Below are 18,988 nucleotides of genomic sequence, written 5' to 3'. Positions count from 1 at the left end.
CTCTCAAACTAGTACAAAGGTATCACCCCTTGCTGACCGATGGCGTGACCGCACGCGCCGATGCCTGCCCGCTAAGGGTAAACGCGGAAATCAGCGTGAAGGTTCCGGCGATGATACCCAGCATCAGGTACGTTCCGTGGAAACCGGCCTTGTCATACATGTAACCGGCGAACAGCGACATGCCCATCATCGCCAGCTGCTTGAAAAAGCAGAAGCACACCAGATAGATAGTGGCGGAAAAACGCACCTCAAACTGGGTCGTAATGTATTTAAAGCAGCCCACGATCAGGAACGGAATTTCAAACATGTGCAGGGTTTTCAGCACCACCACCTCCAGCGGCGTGGAAGCAAACGACGAGCCGATGATGCGAATCGACATGATAAACCCGGCCACCAGCAGCGCGTTTTTCCCGCCGATGCGGTTCACAATCAGCGGCGCGAAAAACATGATAAACGCGTTCAGCAGCTCACCGAGGGTGGTGACATAGCCAAACACCCGCGTGCCTTCCTGCGGCGAGCTAAAAAAGCTGGTGAAAAAGTTGGCGAACTGTTGGTCAAACACTTCATAGGTACACGCCACGCCGACCACGTACAGCGATAAAAACCACAGTTTTGGCTGCTTCAGCAACTCCAACGCCAGCCGCACGCTAAACGCGTGATGGTTAGCCCCCAGCGATTGCACCACCTTTTCTGTCGGTCCGGCCTGCGGGCGGGCAAACCACAGCAGTACCGCGAGGATCAGCGCACAGCCCGATCCCAACCAGAAGACAAACTGGTTATTGATGGTAAACATGATCCCGGCGATCGACGCACAAATCGCCCAGCCAATACAGCCAAACATCCGCGCGCGACCAAATTCAAACTGGCTGCGGCGGCTGACTTTCTCAATGTACGCCTCAATCGCCGGTGCACCGCCGTTATAGATAAAGCCGAGATAGATCCCGCCAACGATAGACCCCAGCAGAATGTGGGTTTTCAGCAGCGGACCGAAGACGTAGATAAAAAACGGCGCAAACATCACCAGCATCAGGGTAATCACCCACAGCAGGTGCTTTCGCAGGCCAAGCTTATCTGACAGCAGGCCAAATACCGGCTGAAACACCAGCGAGAAGAAGGAGATACAGGCAAAAATGACCCCAGTATCGCTCTTACTGATTTGGTTGACGTCGTGCAGCCAGATCGGGAAGAACGGAAAATAGGCGCCCATGATGAAAAAATAGAAAAAGAAAAACAGCCCAAACATCCAAAAGTTGGTATTTCTCAGGTAGGTCATGATCAATCCTCAGTGACGGCGGCGCGCCTGCCGCGCCGCCTGCCGTTCGCCCTTAGCGACGGGACCAGCTAAATTGATAGCGGTAATGGCTGTCGCTCAGCACAAAGTCGGGCGCTACGCTGGGGCTCCAGGAGTCATCACCGCCCACCCCCATATGAAAGCCGTCCAGATTGAGCCAGCATCCGGGCTCTTCGCGCAGCAGGTGGCGATGCGTTGTCTCCATCAGCTGGGTCAGGCTGTAGCGGCTCAGGCCGAAATGGAAGTCACCACGCCACTGATGATCGCCGCACGCCAGCCAGCGGGTCTCGCAGCGCAGGCCATTCTCGGTCGGAAACACGTACGGCGTATGCAGCTCCGCCAGCGGCAGCTGCCAGCGCCCCTGCTGGGCCGCCAAACGGCGATCGGGATAGTTTTCATGCGGTCCGAGGCCCAACCAGCTGACCCGGTCCGGCACCTGCGCCAGCTGACAGCTCACACCGATGCGCGCCGGTGCCGGGGCACCCTGCGCTACCTGAACCTCAACCGTCACGTGCAGATCGCCGGCGGCGTCGATATCAAAACGCTTGCGGCTAATAAAGCCGATCGTCCCGCGGCAGCGCCACGCCTGTTCGGTTTCGACGCTGACGCCCTGCGCGGTACGCCAGGCGTTCACGCTCACCCGTTCAGCTTCGGCCTGGTAGTAGCCGGCGGCTTTCCACCGCTCCACCCAGGCGTTCGGATCGATACGTTCTGCTTCGCTAACGCCGATATCGTTATCCAGCGGAGCGCGCACAAACTGGTCGCGCAGTGGGCTAAGCAGCGCCGCTTCTCCGTGATGCCACCACTGCTGCAGTTCACCGCGCTGCGTGCAGAACTGCCAGCGATGCGCGCCGAACGTCACAATAATCTGATCATTTTCTTCGCGCAGCTGCGGCAGTTCGCCGCCGACGGTGGCGCGCGGGATGATGCGCAGCGGCGCGGGCAGCTGCCACTGATCCCAGGCGCAGCGGTGCCCGGCATCGCTCCAGGCGGTGGCCTGCGGTTGCCGTACGGTGACGTTCAGCCACAGCTGGCCGTCACCCTGCCACGCCGGTGGTTCACCGAGTTCCAGCACCGCGCTGCCCTGCGGCGCCAGCCGCAGGGGCTGTTCACCGCGGGCAATCACGTCACCATCGGCCTCAATCTGCCAGCAAAATTGCTCGTTATCGCTGGTACGGAACAGGTATTCGCTAACCACTTCCACACGCAGCGGCTGCTGGCTAACCAGCCTGAACTGGAAAAACTGCTGTGCACGCTGGGCTTCATACAGTGCCGGATGGGGCGTGCGGTCGGCAAACACCAGGCCGTTCATGCAAAACTGGCGATCGTTAGGCTTGTCGCCAAAGTCGCCGCCGTAGGCCATCCAGTGGTTGCCCTGTGCATCATGCTGCAGCAGCGACTGGTCGACCCAGTCCCAAACAAATCCGCCCTGCAGTTTGGGATACTGACGAAATGCCTGCCAGTAGCGATCGAAACCGCCGAGGCTGTTGCCCATCGCGTGAGCGTATTCGCACAAAATCAGCGGACGGGTTTCGCCAGGCATGCCCACCCACTTTTTAATCGACCATTTGGGTACCGCCGGGAAGGGCTGGTCCTGATCAACACGGGCATACATTGGACAAACGATATCGGTGGCGGGCGTGTCAGCACCGCCGCCCTCATACTGCACGGGTCGGCTTGGATCGGTGCGTTTCACCCACTGGTACAGCGCATCGTGATTGCGACCGTAACCGGACTCATTTCCCAGCGACCAGATAATGATCGACGGATGGTTGCGGTCGCGCTGCACCATGCGCGTAACCCGCTCCCCCATCGCTGCCAGCCAGCGCGGATCGTCACTCAGCCGGTTCATCGGCTGCATACCGTGAGTTTCAATGTTGGCCTCATCCACCACATACAGCCCGTAGCGGTCGCAGAGGCGATACCACAGCGGATGATTAGGGTAGTGGGAGCAGCGTACGGCGTTAAAGTTATGCTGCTTCATCAGCATGATATCCTGACGCATAGTGGCTTCATCCACCACCTGCCCCTGTTCAGGATGATGTTCGTGACGGTTAGTGCCGCGAATCAGCAGCGGCTGGCCGTTGAGGGTCAGCAGGCCGTTCTCGATGCGCACGCGGCGAAAGCCCACATCGCAGGCCTCTGCCTCCAGCACCTGACCGCCGGCATCCCGCAGACTCACTACCGCCCGGTACAGGTGCGGCTCTTCGGCACTCCACAGGCGCGGGTTCTCCAGCGGCAGACGCAGCGTCACCTGCTCCGCGCGATGACCGCGCTCATCAATAATAGCGCTGCCCGGTGCCGCATCGATCTCACCCAGCAGAACGGTATCCTGCCACAGCTGCAGCTGCACGCGAGCATCCGTATAACCGCGGCCGCCGAGGCTGACCGTCATCGCCAGCTCGGCGCGACGCAAATCCTCACTGAGCGGAGTCTCGACCTGATAATCAGCAATGTGGATATCCGGTTTTTGCAGCAGCCAGACGTCGCGAAAGATCCCACTCATGCGCCACATATCCTGATCTTCCAGCCAGCTGCCGTCGCTCCAGCGCAGCACCATCACCGCCAGGCGATTGCTACCGTCAGTCAGCCGATCGGTCAGATCAAACTCCGCCGGCAGGCGGCTGTCCTGCGAGTAGCCTACCCAGACGCCGTTACACCACAGGTGAAACGCCGAATTTACGCCGTCAAAAATTATGCGGGTACGGCGATCGCCGGCGGCGCGGCGGTCCCAATCAAATGTGAGCGAATAACATCCTGTTGGATTCTCTTCCGGTACCTGCGGTGGCGTGGTGGCTATCGGGTAGTTAACGTTAGTGTAAATCGGCGCATCATAGCCAAACCGCTGCCAGTTGGACGGCACCGGGATCGCCGCCGCATCCGGCAGATCCTCCTGCAGCCAGCGTTCGGGCACGGCCTCCGGTCGGGAAAAGTAGCTGAACTGCCACGCTCCGTTCAGACTGCGCCGGCGCTCAGGCACCGCATCGTCGCGCGCCGCCAGCGGGTCTGCCCAGCTGTGAAAAGGCGGGTGCGCCTCCAACCGGTGCCAGTGCGTGACCGTCGGATTTTCCCAGTCGCGACGCGCCAGCAGTGCCGCCAGAGATCCCTGTGTCATACGTATGTGCTCCCCTACAATGTTATCCGCTCACAATTTTAAATACAGCCTGCGCGGACACCGGAATGAAGTAAAGCAGCCCGGCTTATTTACTTGAAGAGGATCACACTCCGGCAAATTACAGAGAAAGCTTACTGACCTGATGCGCCAGCGCGCTCAGGGCGCGGGCCAGCTGCGCCGGCGACTGGCCATCGCCGGGCGCCGCTGTAGTCTCCCGCTGGCTGAGCGTCACCGCCAGAACATCGACCCGATGCGGCTGCTGCGGCGAGCGAATCTGCGCGACCAGCCGCTCGACGCTGGCGGCGCCAAGGCTAAGAAAATCCTGTCGTACCGTGGTCAGGGGCGGAATAAACCAGGCGCTGTCTTCCGTATCATCGTACCCTACCACCGACACCTGCGCCGGCACGGCATAGCCCAGCTCGCTCAGCGCGCGCAGCGCCCCCAGCGCCATTTGATCATTGCCCAGCAGGATCGCGGTGACGGCGCCCTGCGCCATCAGGCTGCGGGTACAGGCGTAGCCGGATGCAGCGCTCCAGTCCCCCTCGGCGACGCCGGCCGGCGTCAGGCCGTGAGTGGCCAGCGCGTTCAGCCACCCCTCATAGCGCAGACGGGCGGAAACCGACTCTCGCGGCCCGGTGACCAGCGCAATCTTCCGGTGGCCCCGTTCCAGCAGGTGCCCGACGCCAAGCCGTGCGCCCTGCCCCGGATCAAACAGGATACTGTTGACCGCCAGCGCCGGAGATACGTCGAGAAACAGGGCCGGTACGACGCCGCATGCCTGCTGCAGCGCCGCGGCTTCCGCATCCTCCAGCGGGATATTGACGATGATACCGTCTACCCGCTGCGACAACAGGCTGTTGACGGCGCTGCGGCAGGTCTCACCGTGCGGCTCGCGCACCATTGATATGACGACGTTAAACCCCAGCGCTTCCGCCCGCGCTTTAATCGATGAGGCAATTTGAGACGGTGCGTGCAGGGCCAGGTCGGTGGTGGCTAACCCGAGCGTGTAGCTCTGTTTACCGGCCAGCTGCTGCGCCACGCGGTTGGGAACATAGTTGAGCGCCGCCATTGCCTGCTCAACCTTATGACGGGTTTTGGCCGACACGTGTGCCGCCTGGTTTATCACCCGCGAGACGGTTTGATAAGAAACGCCCGCCTGATCGGCGACGTCGTATAGGGTGACCGATTTTGCTTTAATCATCTGGAGTTACGCCTGACGAATGGACGTCGGCAGAGTAGCAAATTTTGCCGATAATGGGCAGATAAGAGGGTCACTGCGCGCGTGGGCTCCCCCACGCGCGCACTACTCAGTGCCAGGGCACCGTCTCGCTGCGGCTGTGCCGCTGACCATCCGGACTGCTGGTGCGGATCAGCACGGCACCGCTCACCCGCGGCGGAGTGCGGTCATCGTAGCGCTGCCACTGCTTGCCGCCATCGGCAGACCAGTCAATCGGCAAACCGGGCAGCGCCACGTTAGCCCGCAGCACCCCGTCGCGAATGACGCCGCCTGGCGGCGGTACGCGCCAGACAATCCCCGCGTTATCCAGCCTGGCCAACTCGCGCTGGCCGAGCAAATTGGCAAAATGCCGCCAGTCGGCCAGCAGCGCCTGCCGATCGACAAAGTGGGTTTTACCGCCCTCGTAGCGCCGCCCGGCTACGTAATCCTGCTCCCATCCGGCGCGGTGCCAGCTGCGCTCTGCCACCGCCAGCAGGCGTGGGAACAACATAGACTGTACCTGCTCATCGGTACGGACAGTTTCGCTCCACAGCTGTGCCGACAGCCCAAACGCGCCCGGCCATGGGGTGCTGGCTTCGGCGCTGAACGAATGCCCGTCGCGATCGACTGACGTTTCAGCATTTTGCGGCAGGTTATCAGGCGCAAAGCTGAAGATTTTGCGCTCATCGTTAAACCGGGTGCCCCAGTAGTAGCCGCGCTCCAGCGGATTGACCTCGTAGGGAAAATCCAGGTAGACGTAATCAGGATTGGAAATAATGACTTCGTAACCCTTATTGGCCCAGTTATTCACACTTTCCGCCCCGCCCCAAAACAGGGTATCCCAGAAGTTAACCGCCACCCGCGGCGTGGCAAAGTCACGCGCGCTGGCGGCCGCCTTCAGGCCATCCTGCCACGCCTGCATACGCGGAATACCATGCTGGTGAACAAGCTGGCTCACTTTTAGTGCAAACCAGCTCGGCAGGTGGGCTAAATCCTTGACCTGTCCCGAGGACACCAACGCCTGGCAAACGGCAGATTTGGCCCAGGGCTGATCCTGCTGGCTGAGATCCTGCACGCCTTTTCCCGCCTCGGGATGCCGGCTGTCAGTATAGCCAGCGCCAAGGCGAATATTTTTCGCCTCGTCGCCGCCAAAGTGCCAGGTGGTCAGCGGCACGCCCGCTTCGCGGTGCATCGCCTGGATCTCGCTAATCACTTTATCGACAAAGCGCAAAGAAGACGGCAGGCAGGGATTCAGGTAGCTGGTGCGATCGTAGTACTGGACCGAGGTGGTATTGGAGGTATCGCTCGGATCCCGCAGGCGCCAGGCGCGGGCCTCCTCCTCGCGACCCGCCCGGGTAAGGCGCTGATAGCGAGCCTCCATTGCCACCACCGCCGCCCGGGCATGAGCGGGCATATCGATCTCCGGAATCACCTCGATGCCGCGCGCGCTGGCATAGCGCAGGATATCGATATAGTCACTGCGCCGGTAGAAGCCGCTGCCGTTGTTATTGCTCTCCGGACCGGAACCCAGCTGAGGCAGCAGACAGCGCTGCTCGCTGAGATCGTGGCAGCGCCGTCCCCCCACTTCGGTTAACTCCGGCAGACCGGGGATGGCAATTCGCCAGCCCTCATCATCACTCAGGTGAAAATGAAACCTGTTCAGCTTAAGCGCCGCCATCTGGTCAAGCAGCGCCAGCACCACCGCTTTGCTGTGAAAATTACGCCCGACATCCAGAAACACCCCGCGGTAAGGGAAGCGCGGTGCGTCCTCTACCCGCAGCGTGGGCAGCCGGTACGGTGGCTCAGCCGGCAGCAGCGAGGCGATCGACATCACCCCGTAGCGCACGCCGTTTGCATCATAGCCGGTTACCGTCGCCCCTTGCTGCGTGATCGCCAGCCGGTAGGCACCGGCAATCGCCTGCTGCCCGGAAAAGGCCGCCGGTGCGATCGCCGTTTGGATCGGATAGCCGTCCGGTCGGAACGAAAGGCCCATACGCTGAAAATGTTGGCGCAGCGCCTGCTGCTCCGCCTCGCTCAGCCCCGGCAAAGCAATATGCACGCCGCCGCTGAGCGAGGCCTGTTTGCCGGTGAGCGTCGTGCGCTGCGGCGTCGGCAGGATCGCCCCGCGCAGCCGCGCGGCGGGTAGCGGCAGCACATCGTGATTTTTATTAAAGCGACTCTCCGCTGTCATCAGCACGTTGCGGTCGTCGCCGTTCTTCCGCCACTGATCACCAAACGGCTGGACAAAGCGGCTGAGATCCTCGGTATCGGTACTCGCTAGGACCTTCGGCGCGGCCTCCCCGGCGGTGACATACCAGCGCGGCATAATATCGCTGATGCCCACCTGCCAGTATTCCAACACAAGGGGGATCTCCAGGGTTTCGCCGGCGGCGATGCCGCGAAACTTGGCGGTGGGCTCCAGCCGGGTAAGATCGCCCACTACGTGCGTCAGCCGGAACTGATCGCTGTCAACGCGCAGGGCCTGGTGTACCTGACTCATCCATATCGCCCAACGCTTGCTGGTGATCGCCGGGCCGGGATTGGTCAGGCGGATCACCGCCCGATTACAGGCGGCCCAGTCCGCGCCCAGCGCCGCGCAGTCCACGCCGTGCTGGCCGGCCTGATTGTCGGTGACCTGATACTGCACACCAAACTGGCTAATCTGCTCCACCACCTGCCGATCGCTTTCCAACGCGCCGCGGCTGCAGCCCGTCAGCGCCAGGATCGCCAGCGCCACGGCGCTGAGTTTGCCTCGCTTCATGCTTCACTCCCCTGTGTCAGTTATGGTTGCGTATCTCTTGCCACACCCTGCCGCACTGCTCGTTAATCGCCCCGGCGCCGCCGGTTTGTCGGGCAGTGAGACAGCGCTGATAATCCAGCACCCGCACCGTCTCCTGCTCGGCAAAGGAGCGGTGGCGCGGGTGCTGCTGCATCACCTCCAGCACGGTTTTACAGGCGGCCACTTTGTCGATCGATCCCTCCGCGGAGAGGATGCAGCGACGCCAGGCCTCCCGCAGTCCATCCTCCGCCGGCGCGCTGACGCAGCCGGCCAGCGCCAGCGCCAGCAGCGCATGTCGCACCTGACGTTTCATCGGCGGCCTCCCTGCTGGGGAGAGAAGAGGGTAAAAGGTGCCATTACGATAAATTTCACGTCTTTTTCATCCTGAAAGAGATTGCCGTAGCCGCCGCTAAAACTGGGCAAATCGCTGTGGTTTTGGTAGCGGGTAACGTGCAGTTTAAACAGGGTGCCTTTGGCCAATCCCTCCTGCACGGTATACAGCAGGTCGAGATTCCAGGCAGATTCGCGCACCCGCTGATGCTGGTTAAAAGCCGGGTTTGACGCGGGTTTCGCATCCCACCCCCAAGCCATCGAGGTCCCCACGCCCCAGCCGGGCAGCTGCCAGCCCGCCAGGTCATACAGCACGCCGGCGAAAATGGCCTTCTCGCCGTTGGCGTTCCAGTCAGAGCGGGAGTCCCACCAGATATCCAGTCGGCCATTTGAACTGGCATAGGCGGGAGTCATACGCTGCAGAAAAAACCCCTGATTCCCTTCGGCTTTGACCCAGGTCCCTTCGAGGCGCAGATCGAACGGACCGGCGGTATAGCCCAGCGTCAGCGCCTGCAGCCAGGCCAGCCCGTCGTAGACATCATTTGCGCTACCGACGCCGCCGTGTTCCCGATCTTTTGCGCCGTAAAACTGATAGCTGGTGCGTAGATCGCGCCCGGCCAGCGGTACCGTCCACGCCACTTTGCCAAAATACTGATCCATGTAACGCGCCGCCTGTCCGTAAGCGGCCTCCAGCGACAGCCGTGAAGAAAATTGCAGTTTGGCACCCACCGACTGCAACCATGGGATACCAGTAACGCCGTCGGCTTTACGGAAGCGGTACATGTTGCGATACCACGGGGCCTTGTATTCATCACTCCACATCCAGGACAGTGAGAGATCGCCCACGCCCGCCACACGCTGCACGATCCCTGCCTCCACGCCGCGATAGGTCCCGGGCAGGAAGCTCCAGTGCGGCGCCAGTAGCGTTTGTCCGGTCGGCTGCAAATAGCCGCCGCGCAGCCACAGATCGTGATGGTGTAATTTTACCGCCGCCCGATACAGACTCATTCCACTGCGATCGCCGTCCCAGCGCTCATCCCAGCGAGTTTTGGCGTTGCTGAAGCCAATTTCATTCGGTGCAGCCGGACCGCTGTTGGCCATTTCCAGTGCGCCAAACGCCGCCAGATCGAGACCGAGCAGATCGGCCGCATAGCCCGAACTGAAATCGAGACTGCCGTTGAAGGTGGCGTGATGCAGGTTCGCCTCATACTGCCGGTAGCGATCGCTGTGGGGATCGGTGTTTTTCCGGTCGCGCTGGCGCTGCCAGTAGTAAAGTCCACCGGTTAGCGACGCATCATCCACAAATCCACTCGCGACGGCCGGGGGTGGCAGGCCGCCACCGGCCGTCGCGCATAAAACCATCGCGCAGGCATACGCCTTGCGCCGGCCAACTGGGCTGCGCATCGTTTCATTCCTCTTTGACAAAACAAACCCTTAGCGGGCAAAAATGGATAATAAGCGGGAACACCGCGCGGTAAAGTCCGGCGGATGTCGGGATTCAGGATATTTTTCACGACGCGAATTATCAATGCATCTCAGTGGCAATATTGTCAAAGCATGACCGGAAGCACAAAAACGATGAAAATCGCAATATACTGTAAATAGTTGCAATTAAAGGAATTTGTTACTCAATGAATTCATACAGCGAACGCGGAGAACGCTCACTCTGAGCAACTTATTTTGCGATATAAAATTTTGACTTGTAGCTTAATTTTTAGATAACCACCTGCGTAACGCGCAATTGCACGGGTAAATCGCCGTAAAATGGCGCGCGTCTGTCAGCACCGTGACGGTATGGCCAACGGCGGACCGGCCGCAGAAAATGACATCAGCTTCAGCCATGCCAAACCTTGCTGGAATGTGCGCGACGACGAACGCAGCGAGATGCGTTTGTCATCGTCCGATCTGCGGCAACCGTGCGCGCGGAGGCGATACCCCCGTTTCGGCGGCTATGCACTCCGTACCGGAGCCCTGCGCCCTGCCGATCGCCGCCCTGCGGTTTACCCGGCGGCGGCTTTCCCCCTGGCCACCCCGCTGCTGAAAATGGCCTGACAGATGCGTGAGGCGCATAAGGTGATCCCCTGCGGCGGCGCACCAGAAGGCGGCATCTTGATGATCTGCATGTCGCTGACCGCGCCGTTTGGTATGGTCATCGCCACCAGCGTCGGGATCGTGCTGGCCTCTCTGCGGCTTCGGTGCCGCATCGCGTCAATAACGCACCTTTCCTCGGGTAACGGGGAGGTGCTGGCCGCCGCGCGGAACTGGCCCGCTGCTGTTCGCCCGGCGGAAAGCGTGTTCAGCAAACCGTAAACCCGCGTTGCGGGCAAACGGATGGGGTCTGAAGTGGAACGCCGGACCGGTGCTGGCCCCCCACCTTTTTCGCGCTGTATTGCACGTCTGCCGGCAGGCTGCGAGCGGCGGGTAAGTCGCCGGAAATTGCGGCCCCTCCCCGGCTGACTCCCGTTCTGTGCCTGACCGGGAAGCGACGTTAGCGAATCGGTGAGTCACCTGATGCAGAGAAACGTCTCTGCATCATCACCCCGATCGCCTGCTGGAGCCAGGCCAGCACCGCTGGCGTCATCCATGTTCCTTTCATCAGATCCGGCTCCCGCTGCATAGCAGTATGAAACTTTTGCTGAGTCTCCGGGGTCGTGCCCGCATACGACTGGAACAGCACCAGCCAGTGTTCAGCCAGCTTTTGCGCCTCCTCTGAGGCAGGTTCGCGATTTTCCCGCTGCGCCCGGTGCAATTTCGCTACCAGCGGCGGCCATTCCATCATGCGGTCAAAGTAGTGCGCCCGGGTAAAGGCCATCTCTTCGGCAGAGAGATACTTCTCCCAGAGCATCAGCTTCGATTCGGCAAACGCCCGCGTAATGTAATCGATCACTGGCGAAGTGATGCCGGTCTGGGCCTGCATCTGCGGTTCAACGATGTGCATCTCGTTCAGCCGGGTGAGAAACTCCGGCTTGCCCGCGGTGTCCTGCTCCAGCCGTTCCATCCAGCGCGTCGCCAGGTCCCTTGCCCGCGGATCGGTAACAGGAATGCGCTGTTCCAGCAGCGCGTTTGCCTCAGCAACCAGCCCTGACCAGATATCCGCCAGCGCCTCCTTGTTCAGCGCAAACGGCAGCTGCTGTAACTCTTCTTTGCTAAACCAGCGATCGTACATGTTCATTAACTCCAGAGTCTGTAGCCAGGATTCCAGATCCGGCGTCACATCGTCGGTGAGGCCGGTACGCAGCGCCACCAGCCGGTCGCGCAGTGTGTGTATGCTGCGCAGCTGTTTATCCAGCAGCGTGATTTGCACATCAAGTAGCTCGCTTAATGACAGCGACGCCTGTTCCAGAAATCCTCTGATTTCAGCCAGGGGCAGCCCCGCTTTGGCCAGCGCCTGGATCATGTGCAGGCGTTGCACATCCGCCAGGTTATAAAGCCGGTAACCTGCCGCGCTTCTGGCAGACGGCAGCAACAGCCCTGTTTGCTCATAGTGATGCAAGGTCCTCACGCTAATACCGGCTCGTTTCGCCAGTTCACCCACCTGAATCAACATAACTGCTCCTTTTCCTTTGCCAGTGCCACCACTCTGGCGCCTGACGTTACGTGAGGGTCAACACGTTATGCAAAAAAACGCCGCCTGGCGTCGTTTCGGTATGCTTTATCCGCCCCAGGCCGGGCGTAGGCGGGTCGTACGGCCGCGTTTATCGTCATGGCGTTCCCACCCGTGGCTGTCGCCCATGGCCGGTCCTGAGCCGCATCGGGGATGCGGCTCAGGACCGGCCATGGGCGACAGCCTTGCTGGCGATCGCGCTGCAGCAGTGGATTGCAGCAAGGTGTGCGTTTGCCTGACGAATCAGCGTGGCGAAAGGTCCGGGCGGCGTGGTCGCGGCAGGGAGGGCTGGAACGCGCTAAAGTCGACCCTCCATATGCACGGGGAAGGCTGGACTGACCGACAAAAAAATGCGGGGCCGCCTGAGCAGCCCCGCACTGAGCAGATGACACACCGCCGGCGATTATCCGCCGATTTTAGCCCAGGTATCGCGCAGCCCAACGGTGCGGTTGAACACCAGCTTACCGGGGGCCGACCAGACGCTGTCCGCGCAGAAATAGCCTTCGCGTTCAAACTGATACGGCATCGTTGCGGCCGCGTTCTGCAGACCCGGCTCGACAAATCCCTGGCGAATGACCAGTGACTCAGGATTAATCACCGACAGAAAGTCCGCTTCAGCACCCGGATTCGGCACGCTGAACAGGCGGTCGTACAGGCGGAACTCTGCCGGCAGCGCATGCTCTGCCGAGACCCAGTGGATCACCCCTTTTACCTTGCGGCCATCGCTCGGATCCTTACTCAGGGTGTCGGCATCATAGGTGCAGTACAGGCAGGTGATGTTGCCCGCTTCATCTTTCGCCACGCGCTCGGCGCGAATAACATACGCGTTACGCAGGCGCACCTCTTTACCCAACACCAGGCGCTTATATTGCTTATTCGCCTCTTCGCGGAAATCGGCGCGGTCAATCCACAGCTCGCGACTAAACGGCACTTCGCGCGTGCCCATCTCCGGCTGATTGGGGTGGTTAGGCATTGCAATCAGCACTTCCTGACCGGCAGGGAAGTTTTCAATCACCACCTTGACCGGATCGAGCACCGCCATCGCGCGCGGCGCACTGTCATTCAGATCGTCGCGAATGCAAGACTCCAGCGACGCCATCTCCACGATATTATCCTGCTTGGTGACGCCAATTCGGCGGCAGAATTCGCGAATCGACGCGGCGGTATAGCCGCGGCGACGCAGGCCGGAGACGGTCAGCATGCGCGGATCATCCCAGCCTTCCACCACCTTCTCTGTTACCAGCTGCGTCAGCTTACGCTTCGACATCACGGTATATTCCAGATTCAGGCGGGAAAATTCGTACTGGCGCGGATGTACCGGAATCGAGATATTGTCCAGCACCCAGTCGTACAGCCGACGGTTATCCTGAAACTCCAGCGTACACAGTGAGTGAGTAATGCCTTCCAGCGCATCGGAAATGCAGTGGGTAAAGTCATACATCGGGTAGATGCACCACTTGTTGCCGGTCTGGTGATGCTCGGCAAATTTAATGCGGTACAGGACCGGATCGCGCATCACGATAAAGGTGGACGCCATATCGATTTTGGCGCGCAGGCAGGCCGTACCTTCGGCGAACTCACCGGCCCGCATTTTCTCAAACAGCGCCAGGTTCTCTTCCACACTGCGATCGCGATACGGGCTGTTTTTACCCGGCTGGGTCAGGGTACCGCGATACTCGCGGATCTGATCCGGCGTCAGCTCATCGACATAGGCCAGACCCTTGCCAATCAGCTCGACGGCGTAAAGATACAGCTGATCGAAATAATCAGAGGAGTAGTGCACATCGCCAGACCACTGGAAACCGAGCCACTGCACGTCGCGCTTGATCGATTCGACGAACTCCATATCCTCTTTCACCGGATTGGTGTCATCAAAGCGCAGATTGCATTGTCCCTGGTAATCTTGTGCGATGCCAAAGTTGAGACAGATAGATTTGGCATGGCCGATGTGCAGATAGCCATTGGGCTCGGGGGGAAAGCGGGTGTGCACACTGCTGTGCTTACCGCTCGCCAGGTCTTCGTCAATAATCTGACGAATAAAGTTGGTTGGGCGGGCTTCAGCCTCACTCATTACAAATTCCTCGATGCGTATGCGAATGCCTGTGATTCAGGCGCAGAAATAACGGATTATGATCCACAAACTCAGCAAGGGAAACAACCGTTTGTTACCGCTGACGATGAAAAAAGGGCAGGGAGTGCTCCCTGCCCTGCTCACTGCCCGCGCGAGAGTTAGCCTTTCACTTGGTACAGCGGGGTTTCCCCGGCAATGACGCTGCCCCCTGCCATCAGGTTGATTCCGACGTAATCATCAATGTTGCTGACCACCACCGGACTGATCATGGAGCGGGCGTGGGCGTTGAGATAGTCGAGATCCATCTCCAGCACCGGCTGACCGGCGGTGACGGTGGCCCCTTCTTCAATCAGTCGGCGAAAGCCTTTCCCTTCCAACGCCACGGTATCCAGCCCCATGTGCACCACCACTTCAACGCCGGCGTCGGTCTCCAGGCAGAAGGCGTGGTTAGTATTGAAGATTTTAACGACCGTCCCGGCCGCCGGGGAAACCACGGTGGCGCTGGTCGGCTTGATAGCCAGGCCATCGCCAACCGCCTTGCTGGCAAAAGCCTCATCGGGCACCTGATCGATCGCCACAACCTCTCCGCTCACCGGCGCCAGCAGCGTCTCAACGATGGCTGAAGCGGCCTGTGCGGTGGCAGCCGGAGACGGAGACGGAGCAACGGAGGCTGCCGCCCCCTGCCCCGCCGCCGCGATCGGCCCTTTTGCCAGTACGTTTTTCATCGCCGAGGCGATGGTTTCCGCCCGGGTGCCAACAATGATCTGTACGCTGGTGTGGTTGAGACGAATGACGCCGGAAGCGCCCAGCCGCCGGGCCAGTCCTTCGTTTACCTCACTGCTGTCCTTCACGTTCAGGCGCAGGCGGGTAATACAGGCATCAATGTTCGTCAGATTGTCCGAACCGCCAACGGCAGCGATATATTTCCGCGCCAGGCCATCAGTTTCCGATTCACCGCGGTGGGAGGCATCCACGTTAACGTCATAACCATCCGCCTCATCGCCGCTGGTCGCCAGCTCGCGCCCCGGGGTCAGCAGATTGAATTTTTTGATGGTGAAACGAAACACCCCGTAGTAAATGACGAAGAACACCAGGCCCTGTGGAATCAGCATATACCAGTGGGTCGCCAGCGGGTTACGGGTCGACAGCATTAAGTCCACCAGGCCGGCGCTGAAGCCGAAACCGGCAATCCAGTGCATGCTGGCGGCGATAAACACCGAGATACCGGTCAGCACCGCGTGCAGGAAATAGAGCACCGGCGCGACAAACATAAAGGAGAACTCCAGCGGCTCGGTGATGCCGGTAAAGAAAGCGGCAAACGCGCCGGCCAGCATAATCCCCAGTACTTTGGCCTTATTCTCCGGGCGGGCGCAGTGATAGATCGCCAGCGCCGCACCAGGCAGACCAAACATCATGATGGGGAAGAAGCCGGCCTGATAGCGCCCGGTGATACCGACGATGCCGGTACCGTTGGCAATCGACTGCGCGCCACCGAGAAACTTCGGAATATCGTTGATTCCCGCCACGTCAAACCAGAATACGGAGTTCAGGGCATGATGCAGCCCGACCGGGATCAGCAACCGGTTGAAAAAGGCGTAGATGCCCGCTCCGGCGGAGCCAAGCTTCTGAATATGCTCACCAAAACTGACCAGTCCGCTGAACACCACCGGCCAGACGTACATCAGAATAAACGCCACGAGGATCATTAAAAACGAGATAAGGATCGGTACCAGTCGCCGACCGCTGAAAAAGGAGAGCGCTTTAGGCAATTCGACCTGGCTGAAGCGGTTATACACTTCCGCCGAGATAATCCCGACAAGGATCCCCACAAACTGGTTTTCAATTTTGCCGAACGCGGGGGGAACCTGATCGAGCGGGATTTTCTGGATCATCGATACCGCCGCCGGCGAACAGAGGGTGGTCAACACCAGAAAGCCAACAAAGCCAGTGAGCGCAGCCGCACCGTCTTTATCTTTTGACATCCCGTAGGCAACGCCAATGGCAAACAGCACCGACATATGATCAATGATCGCCGATCCGGATTTAATAAACAGCGCCGCCAGCGCGTTGCCACCGCCCCAGCTGACAGGATCGATCCAGTAACCGACCCCCATCAGTATTGCGGCGGCCGGTAGCGTTGCCACAGGCACCATCAGTGCCCGGCCAACCTTTTGTAGATAGCCTAAAATATTCACTCGTTCCCCCTATGTATCCTCAGGCCGCTAAAGTTGTCGTTAGTTTTTGGTCACAGTCTTCAACGGTGGATTATGACAGTTATACGCGCCAGGCGAAGTGTAAAGAGATTTTATTTCGCCCCGCAAATTAAAACCTTACCTTTTGTGATTTTTATCACCATAAATTGCGTAAGGGTCGCTTCATATGTAGCCACAACTGCAAACTTATTTTATGATCTGAAAAAACCGGGCAGCAGTCGGCCACCACGGGCTTCCCGATCCGTCCGCCTGCACTCCCCGTCGCCTCCGCGCATGATCCGGTCGCGCGGAGGTGCCTGACCCATTCCGTTCAGTGATAAAGAGGTGCTCCATGAGATTGATCCCCCTGTCCACCCCGACGCACGTGGGTAAATGGGCTGCCCGCCACATTGTGCAGCGCATCAACGCCTTCGCCCCCAGCGCCGAACGTCCGTTTGTACTGGGCTTGCCCACCGGCGGTACCCCGCTGGAGGCTTACAAACATTTGGTTGAGATGCACAAAGCGGGCCAGGTCAGTTTTAAACACGTGGTGACGTTCAATATGGATGAGTACGTCGGCCTGCCGAGTGACCATCCGGAAAGCTACCACAGCTTTATGCACCGTAATTTCTTTGACCACGTTGATATTCCTCGTGAAAATATCAACCTTCTCAATGGTAATGCGCCCGACGTTGACGCAGAATGTCGCCGCTACGAAGAGAAAATTCGGGCTTACGGTAAAATCCACCTGTTTATGGGCGGCGTGGGTAATGACGGGCATATCGCTTTTAACGAACCGGCCTCATCGCTATCGTCTCGTACCCGCATCAAAACGCTGACCCACGACACCCGCGTCGCAAACTCGCGCTTTTTTGACGACGACGTCAGCCAGGTGCCGAAATATGCCCTGACCGTCGGCGTCGGCACGCTGCTGGATGCGGAAGAGGTGATGATTCTGGTGACCGGCCACGTCAAAGCTCAGGCCCTGCAGGCCGCGGTAGAAGGCAACGTCAACCACATGTGGACCATCAGCTGCCTGCAGCTGCACCCCAAATCGGTGGTGGTATGCGATGAGGGCGCCACGATGGAGCTGAAAGTGAAGACTGTAAAATACTTCCGCGAGATGGAAGCGGAAAATATGAACAACCTGTAATCCGCTGACCGCTGCGCCAGGCGCAGCGGTTCGCCCGCGCGGCGGCTTGCCGCGCACGTCAGCAATCTGAAATACCGGGAGTGACTATGTACGCGTTATTTAATGGCCGTTTTTACACCGGCCACGAGATTCTGGACCAGCATGCCGTCATTATTCATGACGGTCTGATTGAGCGAATCTGTCCACTGGCAGCGCTGCCGGCCGACATTCCGCGACGCGATCTGCAGGGCGCGCTGGTCGCTCCCGGCTTTATCGATCTGCAGCTGAACGGCTGCGGTGGCGTGCAGTTCAACGACGATATTAATGCCCTTAGCGTCGACACGCTGAGCACCATGCAACAAACTAACCAGCGGGCGGGCTGCACCAGCTTTTTGCCGACCCTGATCACCAGCAGCGATGCGCTGATGGCGCGCGCCATTGAGGTTACCCGCGCTTTTATGGTGCAAAATAAGCACCAGGTACTGGGACTGCATCTGGAAGGTCCCTGGCTCAGCGTCGAGAAAAAAGGCACGCACAACGCGGCGCTGATTCGCCAGCCGGAGCCAGCCCTGGTGACGTTGCTGTGCGATAATGCTGACGTCATTGCTCAGGTTACCCTGGCCCCCGAAAACGTCGATCCTGCGGTTATCCGACAGCTAAGCGACGCCGGCATTGTGGTCTCTGCCGGCCACTCTAACGCCGGTCAGGCGGCGGTGAAAGCCGGCGTGCGTGCCGGCATTCGTTTTGCGACCCATCTGTATAACGCCATGTCCACGCTCAGCGGCCGCGAGCCCGGGATGGTCGGAACGCTGTTCGACTCCCCGGAGGTCTGGTGCGGCATTATTGCCGATGGCCTGCACGTAGACTTTGCCAACGTACGCACCGCCAAACGTATCAAAGGGGATAAATTAGTGCTGGTTACGGATGCCACCGCCGCAGCGGGGGCGTCTATCGATCAGTTCATTTTTGCTGATAAAACCATATACTGTCGCGACGGACTGTGCGTAGATGAACACGGCACTCTCAGTGGATCTTCATTAACAATGATCGAAGCCGTGAAGAACAGCGTCGAACATGTTGGCATCGCTCTGGATGAAGCATTGAGAATGGCCACTCTCTACCCGGCCCGCGCCATCGGCGTGGAACAGTCGTTAGGCAGTATAGAAGCCGGAAAAGTGGCCAACCTGACGGTGTTTTCACGTGATTATCACATTATCCAGACGTTTGTTAATGGTAACGACGTCTTAAGCGAGTAATT

At 59.6% G+C, this 18,988-nt stretch carries 12 protein-coding genes; 3 read left to right on the top strand and 9 right to left on the bottom strand.

Going from position 1 to position 18,988, the window contains the following annotated elements:
- Positions 1-22: 22 nt before the first annotated feature.
- The 6 genes from BS626_RS01850 to BS626_RS01825 form a co-directional block, all read right to left on the bottom strand.
- On the bottom strand, positions 23-1,273 hold the full coding sequence (locus BS626_RS01850) for an MFS transporter (protein WP_075180697.1): 1,251 nt from the start codon (positions 1,271-1,273) through the stop codon (positions 23-25).
- Between the two features lie 52 nt (positions 1,274-1,325).
- Entirely contained in the window at positions 1,326-4,406 is a 3,081-nt protein-coding gene (locus BS626_RS01845) for a beta-galactosidase (protein ID WP_075180696.1), read from the bottom strand.
- Positions 4,407-4,524: 118 nt separating this feature from the next.
- Positions 4,525-5,607: a LacI family DNA-binding transcriptional regulator gene (locus BS626_RS01840; RefSeq protein WP_075180695.1), complete on the bottom strand. Its 1,083-nt coding sequence runs from the start codon at positions 5,605-5,607 to the stop codon at positions 4,525-4,527.
- 106 nt (positions 5,608-5,713) lie between these two features.
- Positions 5,714-8,383 carry a beta-N-acetylhexosaminidase gene (locus BS626_RS01835; RefSeq protein WP_075180694.1) on the bottom strand — a complete coding sequence of 890 codons (2,670 nt, stop codon included), beginning with the start codon at positions 8,381-8,383 and terminating at the stop codon, positions 5,714-5,716.
- Between the two features lie 16 nt (positions 8,384-8,399).
- A complete protein-coding gene (gene chiQ / locus BS626_RS01830) occupies positions 8,400-8,714 on the bottom strand; it encodes a ChiQ/YbfN family lipoprotein (RefSeq protein ID WP_075180693.1) in 315 nt (104 codons plus the stop codon).
- Positions 8,711-10,135, bottom strand: coding sequence for an OprD family outer membrane porin (locus BS626_RS01825; protein ID WP_075180692.1), 1,425 nt, complete (start codon positions 10,133-10,135; stop codon positions 8,711-8,713). The genes chiQ and BS626_RS01825 overlap by 4 nt, the downstream gene beginning before the upstream one ends.
- A 651-nt stretch (positions 10,136-10,786) precedes the next feature.
- Between BS626_RS01825 and BS626_RS01815 the strand changes: the two genes are divergently transcribed.
- Positions 10,787-11,041: a hypothetical protein gene (locus BS626_RS01815; RefSeq protein WP_075180690.1), complete on the top strand. Its 255-nt coding sequence runs from the start codon at positions 10,787-10,789 to the stop codon at positions 11,039-11,041.
- Positions 11,042-11,219: 178 nt separating this feature from the next.
- Here BS626_RS01815 and BS626_RS01810 read toward each other — a convergent pair whose 3' ends face one another.
- The 3 genes from BS626_RS01810 to nagE all read right to left on the bottom strand — a co-directional run bounded on the left by BS626_RS01810 (position 11,220) and on the right by nagE (position 16,595).
- Positions 11,220-12,278 (bottom strand): MerR family transcriptional regulator, encoded by a 1,059-nt coding sequence (locus BS626_RS01810; protein WP_075180689.1) that lies wholly within the window; start codon positions 12,276-12,278, stop codon positions 11,220-11,222.
- Positions 12,279-12,738: 460 nt separating this feature from the next.
- Positions 12,739-14,406 carry a glutamine--tRNA ligase gene (gene glnS, locus BS626_RS01805; RefSeq protein WP_075180688.1) on the bottom strand — a complete coding sequence of 556 codons (1,668 nt, stop codon included), beginning with the start codon at positions 14,404-14,406 and terminating at the stop codon, positions 12,739-12,741.
- Positions 14,407-14,564: 158 nt separating this feature from the next.
- Positions 14,565-16,595 (bottom strand): N-acetylglucosamine-specific PTS transporter subunit IIBC, encoded by a 2,031-nt coding sequence (nagE, locus tag BS626_RS01800; RefSeq protein WP_170870430.1) that lies wholly within the window; start codon positions 16,593-16,595, stop codon positions 14,565-14,567.
- 355 nt (positions 16,596-16,950) lie between these two features.
- Between nagE and nagB the strand changes: the two genes are divergently transcribed.
- A complete protein-coding gene (nagB, locus tag BS626_RS01795; protein ID WP_075180686.1) occupies positions 16,951-17,751 on the top strand; it encodes a glucosamine-6-phosphate deaminase in 801 nt (266 codons plus the stop codon).
- Positions 17,752-17,837: 86 nt separating this feature from the next.
- Positions 17,838-18,986 carry an N-acetylglucosamine-6-phosphate deacetylase gene (gene nagA / locus BS626_RS01790; protein ID WP_075180685.1) on the top strand — a complete coding sequence of 383 codons (1,149 nt, stop codon included), beginning with the start codon at positions 17,838-17,840 and terminating at the stop codon, positions 18,984-18,986.
- The last annotated feature ends 2 nt before the right edge of the window (positions 18,987-18,988 follow it).

Source organism: Pantoea sp. 1.19, assembly GCF_001922585.1.
Classification (GTDB): Bacteria; Pseudomonadota; Gammaproteobacteria; order Enterobacterales; family Enterobacteriaceae; genus 1-19.
Note: the sequence above shows the minus strand (reverse complement) of the source record. Positions and strands in the feature narration are given on the sequence as shown.

Bases quoted from the DNA above. Each gene is read 5' to 3' on its own strand.
- BS626_RS01850 (WP_075180697.1), bottom strand. From the start codon at position 1,273: ATGACCTACCTGAGAAATACCAACTTTTGGATGTTTGGGCTGTTTTTC.
- BS626_RS01845 (WP_075180696.1), bottom strand. From the start codon at position 4,406: ATGACACAGGGATCTCTGGCGGCACTGCTGGCGCGTCGCGACTGGGAA.
- BS626_RS01840 (WP_075180695.1), bottom strand. From the start codon at position 5,607: ATGATTAAAGCAAAATCGGTCACCCTATACGACGTCGCCGATCAGGCG.
- BS626_RS01835 (WP_075180694.1), bottom strand. From the start codon at position 8,383: ATGAAGCGAGGCAAACTCAGCGCCGTGGCGCTGGCGATCCTGGCGCTG.
- chiQ (WP_075180693.1), bottom strand. From the start codon at position 8,714: ATGAAACGTCAGGTGCGACATGCGCTGCTGGCGCTGGCGCTGGCCGGC.
- BS626_RS01825 (WP_075180692.1), bottom strand. From the start codon at position 10,135: ATGCGCAGCCCAGTTGGCCGGCGCAAGGCGTATGCCTGCGCGATGGTT.
- BS626_RS01815 (WP_075180690.1), top strand. From the start codon at position 10,787: ATGCGTGAGGCGCATAAGGTGATCCCCTGCGGCGGCGCACCAGAAGGC.
- BS626_RS01810 (WP_075180689.1), bottom strand. From the start codon at position 12,278: ATGTTGATTCAGGTGGGTGAACTGGCGAAACGAGCCGGTATTAGCGTG.
- glnS (WP_075180688.1), bottom strand. From the start codon at position 14,406: ATGAGTGAGGCTGAAGCCCGCCCAACCAACTTTATTCGTCAGATTATT.
- nagB (WP_075180686.1), top strand. From the start codon at position 16,951: ATGAGATTGATCCCCCTGTCCACCCCGACGCACGTGGGTAAATGGGCT.
- nagA (WP_075180685.1), top strand. From the start codon at position 17,838: ATGTACGCGTTATTTAATGGCCGTTTTTACACCGGCCACGAGATTCTG.